General features: G+C 72.7%; 6 protein-coding genes and 2 pseudogenes. 1 reads left to right on the top strand and 7 read right to left on the bottom strand.

Features of this window, described 5'->3' with window-relative positions:
• From I003_RS33585 to I003_RS0128385, 3 genes and pseudogenes are all read right to left on the bottom strand, one after another.
• A pseudogene (locus I003_RS33585) lies at positions 1–172 on the bottom strand (IS256 family transposase); the annotation flags it as partial.
• 579 nt (positions 173–751) lie between these two features.
• Positions 752–1,387: a DUF6000 family protein gene (locus I003_RS33580; RefSeq protein WP_051368580.1), complete on the bottom strand. Its 636-nt coding sequence runs from the start codon at positions 1,385–1,387 to the stop codon at positions 752–754.
• A 189-nt stretch (positions 1,388–1,576) separates the two neighbouring features.
• Complete coding sequence (locus I003_RS0128385; protein WP_027774577.1) at positions 1,577–3,157, bottom strand: methylmalonyl-CoA mutase family protein; 1,581 nt, start codon at positions 3,155–3,157, stop codon at positions 1,577–1,579.
• 316 nt (positions 3,158–3,473) lie between these two features.
• On the opposite strand from I003_RS0128385, the gene I003_RS0128375 reads away from it, so the two are divergent.
• The gene (locus tag I003_RS0128375; RefSeq protein WP_486584439.1) at positions 3,474–4,406 is read left to right on the top strand and encodes a L,D-transpeptidase family protein; all 933 of its coding nucleotides are present in this window, start codon (positions 3,474–3,476) and stop codon (positions 4,404–4,406) included.
• Between the two features lie 282 nt (positions 4,407–4,688).
• On the opposite strand, the gene I003_RS0128370 is transcribed toward I003_RS0128375, so the two are convergent.
• From I003_RS0128370 to I003_RS33575, 4 genes and pseudogenes are all read right to left on the bottom strand, one after another.
• Positions 4,689–5,426 carry a sigma-70 family RNA polymerase sigma factor gene (locus I003_RS0128370; protein WP_027774574.1) on the bottom strand — a complete coding sequence of 246 codons (738 nt, stop codon included), beginning with the start codon at positions 5,424–5,426 and terminating at the stop codon, positions 4,689–4,691.
• A gap of 263 nt (positions 5,427–5,689) precedes the next feature.
• Positions 5,690–6,832, bottom strand: a complete 1,143-nt coding sequence (locus I003_RS0128365) for a hypothetical protein (RefSeq protein WP_027774573.1) — start codon at positions 6,830–6,832, stop codon at positions 5,690–5,692.
• Positions 6,832–7,476: an RNA polymerase sigma factor gene (locus I003_RS0128360; protein ID WP_027774572.1), complete on the bottom strand. Its 645-nt coding sequence runs from the start codon at positions 7,474–7,476 to the stop codon at positions 6,832–6,834. The genes I003_RS0128365 and I003_RS0128360 overlap by 1 nt, the downstream gene beginning before the upstream one ends.
• A 575-nt stretch (positions 7,477–8,051) precedes the next feature.
• A pseudogene (locus I003_RS33575) lies at positions 8,052–8,302 on the bottom strand (IS110 family transposase); the annotation flags it as partial.

The following is an 8,302-nucleotide window of genomic DNA, read 5'->3' as shown; positions in this document are numbered from 1 at the left end:
TGACCCGCTCGTCGCTGACCTGCCCGTATTCCGCGCCGCAGAGCGCATTGGCCTCCGCGGACATCAGTGCGTCGGCGAACATCTTGACCATCGCGCGCAGCAGATCCGGACTCGCCGCGGCGAGATGGTCTTCGGTCAGGGCATGCAGGGGCAGACTGTCAGGTGCGGTCATCGTGCTGATCTCCTTCGAGGCTTTGACACTTCGAAGATCAGCCGGTGGCCGTTCATCTATGCGGGACTCACCCTGACGCCGGAGCAAACCCCCGGAACAGGTCGAACCCCGTACACCACTTCCCAGGACGCAGCCCCGGCTGTCCGCCTTGGGCCTGATCCCCGCACACCCCGCCGTACCCGCGCCCCTTCGGGGCCCGGCCACCGGACACCCCCGCGCGGTACCTCCCCACCCGGGTCACCCCCCGTGTCCACCGCCTACCCCGCTCGACCTCCACGGGTTGGCGCGCACGACGGCGGAGTCGACCGTCGCCTGACACTCGACATCAGCGGGACCAGGCAGTCGGCATCGGCCGCCATAGCCGCACCTGCCTGAGCGTCGCCCGGACCATGAGCATCCGGGTGAAGGTGCCGTCCGCCGCCCTCACCGCCCCCGCATCCCCCACCGCTCCGGCGTCCCCCCGCCGCTCCCGCATCCCCTCCGCCGCCCTCGTGGTGCAGCGCCACAAGCTGCGTGCCGCGTTCATCTGGACCGTTCGTCTCAGAAGGCGGTCCATTCCGCCCGCCCAAGCGCGCTCGGTCAGGCATGTCCGGGAGGGGTATCGGGCCGCGCGTACTCGTCGGCGAGGGCGCACATGTCACCGACGTACTGCCTCAACTTTCCCGGGCTCGGGTCTCGGTCGGTGGCCCACCGGCTCCAGAGCCCGTCCGGTTCCAGGAATCCGGCGGCGTGCGTGGTGCCGAGGGCCTCGTCGAGGTGCAGGAGTGCGCCCATCGCCCATTGCTGGTCGTAGCGGCACTCGGGCCGCCGGAGGTAATGGTCCAGGTAGGCGGTGAGCAAGGCCGCGTCCTCGGTGGTGCCGAGGAGGGCGAGTGCGATGCAGTAGCCCTGGCCGGCGTAGGTGAGTTTGCTCGCGAGCAGAAGGTCACCGATGCGTTCGCGGAATTGCTCGCGGCGGTCCACGCCGATCATCCATGCCGCGGTGATGCGCGTGCGCCAGTTGGGCTGGAGCATGTACGCGAGTTCGGCGTCCGTGACGCTCCGCGAATCGAGGCCGAGGGCCTGGAGGAACTGTGTGCGTTCCTCGGCGGGCAGCCTCCTGAAGTTGCCGTGGAGCAGGGACAGGTAGCGGCTGGTCCCGGGGTTCGGGGTGGCCGTCACGTAGCGGCGGACAGTGTCGGTTCCGGGGTCGGGCACCGGCTCGGGTAGGGGCATGGATGCATCCTGGCCGCGACGGGCGGGCCGGTCCACCGGGGTCCCGGTTCGCGGATTCTCGATTGCCTCGGCCGATGGCCCACCGACGCCGTCGATCAGCCCGGAGATGCGGTCGGCGAGCCGCCGGTGTCGTTCATCTCGCTCACCCGGCCGCGCGCCTACGCTCCCTCCTCACTCCCATCCGCCGACTCACCACACCTCCACCGGCTCATACGCCCCCCACACCTCCCGCAGCGCGTCGCACACCTCGCCCACCGTCGCGCGCGCCGCCAGCGCCTTCTTCATCGGATACAGCACGTTCGCCGTTCCCTCCGCCGCCGTCCGCAGCTCCGCCAGTGCGGCCTCCAGCGCCCCCCGGTCGCGCGCCGCCCGCAGTGCGGCCAGCCGTTCCACCTGCCGCGTTTCGATCGCCGGGTCGACGCGCAGCGGCTCGTACGGCTCCTCCTCGGCCAACCGGTAGCGGTTGACCCCCACCACGACCCGTTCGCCGGACTCCGTCTCCTGAGCGATCCGGTACGCGTTCCGTTCGATCTCGCTCTTCTGGAAGCCGTTCTCGATCGCGCTGACGGCGCCGCCCTGGTCCTCGACCCGCTGCATCAGCTCCACCGCCGCCGCCTCCAGGTCGTCAGTCATCGTCTCCACCGCGTACGACCCGGCGAACGGGTCGACGGTCGCGGTCACGTCCGTCTCGTACGCCAGGACCTGCTGGGTCCGCAGCGCGAGCCGGGCCGCCCTGTCGGTGGGCAGGCCGACGGCTTCGTCGAAGGAGTTGGTGTGCAGCGACTGCGTGCCGCCGAGGACGGCCGCCAGCGCCTGGACCGTGACGCGGGCGAGGTTCACCTCGGGCTGCTGGGCGGTGAGCTGGACGCCGGCGGTCTGAGTGTGGAAGCGCAGCATCAGCGACTTGGGATCTCGGGCGCCGAACTCCTCCCGCATCACGCGGGCCCAGATGCGGCGCGCGGCGCGGAACTTGGCCACCTCCTCCAGGACAGTGGTACGGGAGACGAAGAAGAACGACAGCCTGGGCGCGAAGTCGTCCACGTCCATGCCGGCCGCGACGGCGGCGCGTACGTACGCGATGCCGTCGGCGAGCGTGAACGCGACCTCCTGCGCGGGCGAGGCGCCCGCCTCCGCCATGTGGTAGCCGGAGATGGAGATGGAGTTCCACTTCGGGATCTCCGCGCGGCAGTACTTGAAGATGTCGGCGACCAGCCGCAGCGACGGCTTCGGCGGGAAGATGTATGTGCCCCGGGCGATGTACTCCTTCAGCACGTCGTTCTGGACGGTGCCGGTGAGCCCCGCCACCGGGACGCCCTGTTCCTCGGCGACGAGCTGGTAGAGCAGGAGCAGCAGCGCGGCCGGCGCGTTGATCGTCATCGACGTGGACACCCGGTCCAGCGGGATGCCGTCGAAGAGCACACGCATGTCCTCCACCGAGTCGATCGCGACGCCGACCCTGCCGACTTCGCCGTGCGCGAGGGGTGCGTCGGAGTCGTGGCCCATCTGCGTCGGCAGGTCGAAGGCGACGGACAGGCCCGTGGTGCCGTGGGCGATCAGGTCGCGGTAGCGCGCGTTGGACTCCGCGGCGGTGCCGAAGCCCGCGTACTGGCGCATCGTCCACGGGCGGCCGGTGTACATCGTCGGGTAGACCCCGCGGGTGTACGGGTAGGCCCCGGGCTCCCCGAGCCGTACGTCCGGGTGCCAGCCCGCGAGGGCTTCCGGCCCGTACACCGGCTCGATGGGCAGACCGGACTCCGAGTGGCGCGCCATGTGATCCCAGCCTTTCCCAGCCTTCTTGTCCGGCTTTCTCTCCCGGCCTTCTTCCCCGGCTTCTTTCCGGGCCTTCTCGTCCGGCCTCTCCCCGGGCCTTCGTCCCCGGGCCTTCGTCCCCGGGTCCTCCCCGGCCTTCCGCCTCTGCACGGACTGTAGTCATGAGCGTACGCTCCGCCACTGAGAACCGGCCCAAGCCGGTCGCGCGCCCTCGCAAACGCACGGTGCCCGGCGGGCAACGGCCCGCCGCGGGGTTCCGGACCGGCCCCGCCGGGGGAGAGAATCATTCGACGTCTCAGGGGAGGGAACCGGGGGGATGGGCGAATTGCGTCCAGCACATGTGAGCGTCTACAGGAAACTCCATTCGCTACGCGTCGCCGTCGCGCTCGCGGCCGCCGGGGCGGCGCTCGCGGCGGGGTGCTCCGCCTCGGCGGACGCGGCCGGCGGCGGGGGCGGTCCGGCGTCGCCGTCGAGCGCGGCGCCCGCGCGCTCCGAGAAGCCCGCGGAGCCCTCCGCCACGCCATCCGCGACCAAGAAGCCGGCGAAGCCGACCGGGAAGCCGGAGGCCGGGGCCTCCGCGTCCAGGACGCCCACGGCGGAGCCGACTCCCGAGGGCCCGGACGTGCTCATGGCCGAGGGGGACGAGAGCGAGCAGGTACGGGAGCTGCAGGCCCGGCTGCGCGCGGAGGGCGTCTTCGGGCGGAGCCCCACCGCGTACTACGGACCGGTCACCGCCGAGGCCGTCTCGGCGTTCCAGAAGGACCGGGGGCTGCCGCGCACCGGCGAGACCGACGTGGTCACCTGGGAACGGCTGAAGGCCCGTACGGACGAGCCCACGCGCGACGAACTGTACCCGCCGACGTCCCAGGCCATGGAGAAGCCCGACCCGCGCTGCAACGGCGGGCGGGTGCTGTGCGTGAGCAAGCGCAGCGACACCCTGCGGTGGATGAAGGACGGCGAGGTGCTGGCCGCGATGGACGTGCGCTTCGGGTCGCAGTACACGCCGACCCGCGAGGGCGTGTTCGAGGTCTTCCTCAAGAGCCGGCACCACGTCTCGACGCTCTACGACACCCCCATGCCCTACGCGTTGTTCTTCAGCGGCGGCCAGGCCGTCCACTACTCGGCGGACTTCGCCGCCAACGGCTACGCAGGCGCCTCCCACGGCTGCGTGAACGTGCGCGACGAGGCGAAGATCGCGAAGCTCTTCGGGGACGTCCGGGTCGGCGACAAGGTGGTCGTCTACGGCTGAGCGCGCGGCGGTACGGCGTCCGGGGCGCCGTGCGCGCCGTACCGAGCGGCTGAGCTGTGGTTGTGACACTTTCTCCGCCGCCGACGCTGTAAGTGATGTGCCGACTGGTCATCGGCCCAGCGCTCGGCCGGGGTTCCCCCCGTACCTGCGGCTCAGCGCATATGGCGCGGGCGGGTTGCGTTCCCCCAGCACCGCCCGCGCCACCCCCCTCCTCCTCCGGCCGCCGGCTGCTTCCGGATCCCGTACGCCAGGACGCGTACCGCCGCGTGCGTACGGCACGTCTCAGGCGCCCAGGCCCAGCCTCAACTGCTCCTCCGAACCCTCCGCGTCCGCGGCTCCGGCGGCCCCGAGCGCCGAAGACGCGGCGGCGCCGTCCTCCGGGCTCCGCTCCCGCCGGGCCGCCGACGTCACCAGCTCGGCGAGCTGGCGCAGCCCGCGGTGGGCGGCGGTACGCACCGCGCCCGGCCGCTTGCCCAGCACCTTCCCGGCGTCGGTGGCGCGCATCCCCGCCACCGTGCGCAGCAGCACCGCCTCCGCCTGGTCGCGGGGCAGCGCGGAGATGAGGCCGAGGATCTGCCGGGTGCCCATCGACTCCAGCGCGTGGTCCTCGGCGGCGCGCTCCGCGGGCAGGTTGTGGAGGTCCTCGTCGAGCAGCACGCCCTGCGGGCGGCGGCGTTCGCGGCGCAGCAGGTCGAGTGCGCGGCGCCGGGCGACCGTGACCGTCCAGCCGCGGAACGATGTGCCGTCGCCGCGGAAGCGGCCCAGATCGCGCGCGATCACCAGCCAGGCGTCGGCGGCCACGTCCTCGGCGTCGTCGCCGACCACGCCACGCAGATACGCCAGCAGCACCGGCTGCAGCCGGCGGTAGAGCGCGGTGAACGCCGCCTCGTCGCCGTTCTGCGCCCGGTGGACCAGTGGCTGAAGGTCCTCGTCCGCGCCCTTGTTTCCCGGCGCCGCCCGTGCGGTCACCGGACTGTCGTGTTCCCCCACCTTGTGCGCCTCGTGATCGGCCTGTGGCACTGTGCGCCGTGCCCGCGCCCCCGTGCGCTCTCCGTCAGGCCGCTGCCCCAGCCACATCCGGAATCGAACAGAACAGTGCAACAATGCCAGACATCACGGGAGTTTGACGTGAGCACCCCCACATTCTTCCCGTTCAGGCAGGTGACCGACCCGAACATCTCCCGCCGCCCCGGGGTGAACGGGACAAAACGGCGGCCCGGCGGGCGGCTTGCGGGGGAGAGGGAAGGCGGGAGCGGGGTGCCGCGCCGCCGGCCGGCGGCGGACTACTCCGTCGCCGAGGCGGTGGCGGTGGCCGAGGGCTCCGGGGCGGGCGATTCCGAGGTGCTGACGCCGGGGTTCGGCGAACCGTCCTGCGGCGGGGCTCCGCTGCCGCCGCTCTCGCTGCCGCCGTCGGTTTCGTCGCCTCCGCCGGTGTCCCCGCCGGAGCCGCTCGACCCGCCCGGGTCCGTGCTCGGGTCGGCCGGGTCCGAGGGGCTCGGGCTGGTCGGCTCCTCCGTGTCGCCGCCCGTGCTGCCGCCCGAGGCCCCGGTGCCGCCGCCGGTCGCGCCCCCCGGGGTGCCCACGCTGGTGCCCAGCCGGTTCGAGCAGTACGACGGCACCGCCTCCGGGGAACCGGCGGCCTGCTCCAGCACGCGCAGCCGTCCCTGGCCCGGCATCGGGCCCGTACCGGCCTGCGCGGCGAGGTAGTCGCGGCACAGCTCGTCGAGCACGGCGTCCGCGCCCGCCGAGCCCGGCGGCTGGCCGCCCCGGATGTCGCCGATGACACCGAGCCCCGGCAGTTCCGTCTCCGCGCCGCCGCCCTGGCCCTTGGTGTCCTTGCTGTTCTTGCCGTCCTTGTCCTTGCCGTCCTTGTCCGACCCCTTGCCGCCCTCACCGGTGGAGCCGTCCGTCTCCTCGTCGCCGGAGGGCTGCGCCGTCGACGTGGCGCCCACGCTCGGCGACCGCGGGTTACCACCGGTGTCCTGGATGAACGACGGTGCCGGCAGCACGCCCGCGCTGGAGGCCACCGCGACTCCGCCCAGCGCGCAGGCCGCCACCGCGCCCACCACGCTCAGCCGCAGCGACCGCAGCCGCTGCACGACGCCGGAACGGTGCCGTGCGCGGCGCCTGTCGAACGGCGACTCGGCGGCGAACTCCGCGGCGGACGCCGGGCTCGTGCTCTCCCGCGCCGCCCGGAACGCCGCCAGCGCGGCCTGCTCGCCGGGTACCTGGCCGTTCGCGCCGGGCCGGCCCGACTCCGCCACCCGCGCCAGCACGGCGGCCAACCGCTCGGCCGCGGCACGATCCTCCGCCGACCAGTGCTTGCGCCCTCGCCGTCCGGTGCCGTCCGCGAAGTCGAGCGGCTCCCCGCGAAGCAGTCGCTCCGCGACGTCCTCGTCGAGCCAGCCGTACCGGTCGTCCACCATCACATTTCCTTAAGCGTCCGCGCGGCTGATTGCGTCACACCGCCAGGCTGCTGGCCTTCCCCGGGCGGAACGTCCCCCTCTTCCTGCGGCCTCTCGATCAGCGCGGTCAACTGCTTGAGGCCGCGGTGCGCCGCCGTACGCACCGCGCCCGGGCTCTTGCCCAGGACCTCGGCGGTGCGCTTGGCGTCCAGTCCCATGATCACGCGCAGTACCACGACTTCGGCGTAGTCGCGGGGCAGCCGCGCGATGAAGGCCATCGTGCGGCCCGTACCGAGCGCCTCGATCGCCTCCTCGGCGGTGTCCGAGTCGGCCGGCCGGTCGGCGAGCTGGGTCTCGTCGCCGCCGGAGACGGGTCTGCGCGAGCGCATCCGCACGTGGTCGAGAGCGCGGTTGCGCGCTATGCGTGCCGCCCAGCCGCGGAAGCGGTCGGCGTCCCCGGTGAACGAGCCGAGGTCGCGGGCGATCTGCAGCCACGCCTCCGAGGTCACGTCCTCGGCGTCGCCGTCGCCGACGAGGCTGCGCACGTATCCGAGCAGGCGAGGGTGCACCGTCCGGAAGACGATGCGGAACGCCGCCTCATCACCACGCTGGGCAGCGTGCACCGCGCCGGACAGCGCGGCGTCTTCCGCGTATTCCCCCTGCACGGTGGTCAGTCGGTCCGTGGCGCCAGGAGACGCTGTACACGCGGATACATCTGCGGAGCACCCCCGGATCTGGGCGGACCGTCGAGCGATAGTCGAACGAATGTCTGTGCGCCGGGTCGGCGCGATGTGCACGCTACGGCGGTGGCGGTCCCTGCGCAACACACCCGGGCCCTCCCCACCCGACCGCATGAGGTGACGGACGCCGGCTCGACCGCGCCGCGAGGGCGGCTCGACGGGCCACGGGCGGCGGCCCGACGGTGATCCGGTGGGCCGCGGCGGGGCCCGCCGAGGGGTGCGGCACGGGGCTGCGGCCGGGCCCGGCGGGGCCCGGACGGGCCGCCGGGAAGCGCCGCGTACGGGCCCGCCCGCATGCGCGGACGGGGGGGCTGTGACATTTCCGGGCCCTCTGGCGCTGAGTATTACAGCGGGCGCGAACGGGCACCCGCACCTGAGGCCGACGGCCGGAGCAGCTCCTGTGGGGGGTAGCGGCTCCGGCCGTCTTCTTTGTGCGGTTCGGTCCGTCCTGACACGTTTTCGACCCGAGCGGCGCGGTGCGGGTGATGCTCTTATGGATGTCAAGCAGCGGTTGCGAGGTGCCTTGGGGTCGCTGCGGTGGCGTTGGTGATGGTGAGGACGTGGTAGATCTCGCGGGCGACGAACCGCTTGAGGCAGCGGATGATCTCCTTCTTCGACAGGCCCTCCTTGGTTCGTCGCTCCATGTACTGCTTGGTGCGCTGGTCCCAGCGCAGGCGGCAGAGCACGATCCTGTAGAGGGCCGCGTTCGCGGCCCGGTCACCACCCCGGTTGAGCCGGTGGCGGTGGGTGC

Source organism: Streptomyces sp. CNQ329, assembly GCF_000482585.1.
The sequence above is the reverse complement of the archived record's forward strand: the minus strand, read 5'-3'. Positions and strand labels throughout refer to the sequence as shown.

Coding starts and splice junctions, on each gene's coding strand:
- I003_RS33580 (WP_051368580.1), bottom strand. CDS start 1,387: ATGCCCCTACCCGAGCCGGTGCCCGACCCCGGAACCGACACTGTCCGC.
- I003_RS0128385 (WP_027774577.1), bottom strand. CDS start 3,157: ATGGCGCGCCACTCGGAGTCCGGTCTGCCCATCGAGCCGGTGTACGGG.
- I003_RS0128375 (WP_486584439.1), top strand. CDS start 3,474: ATGGGCGAATTGCGTCCAGCACATGTGAGCGTCTACAGGAAACTCCAT.
- I003_RS0128365 (WP_027774573.1), bottom strand. CDS start 6,832: ATGGTGGACGACCGGTACGGCTGGCTCGACGAGGACGTCGCGGAGCGA.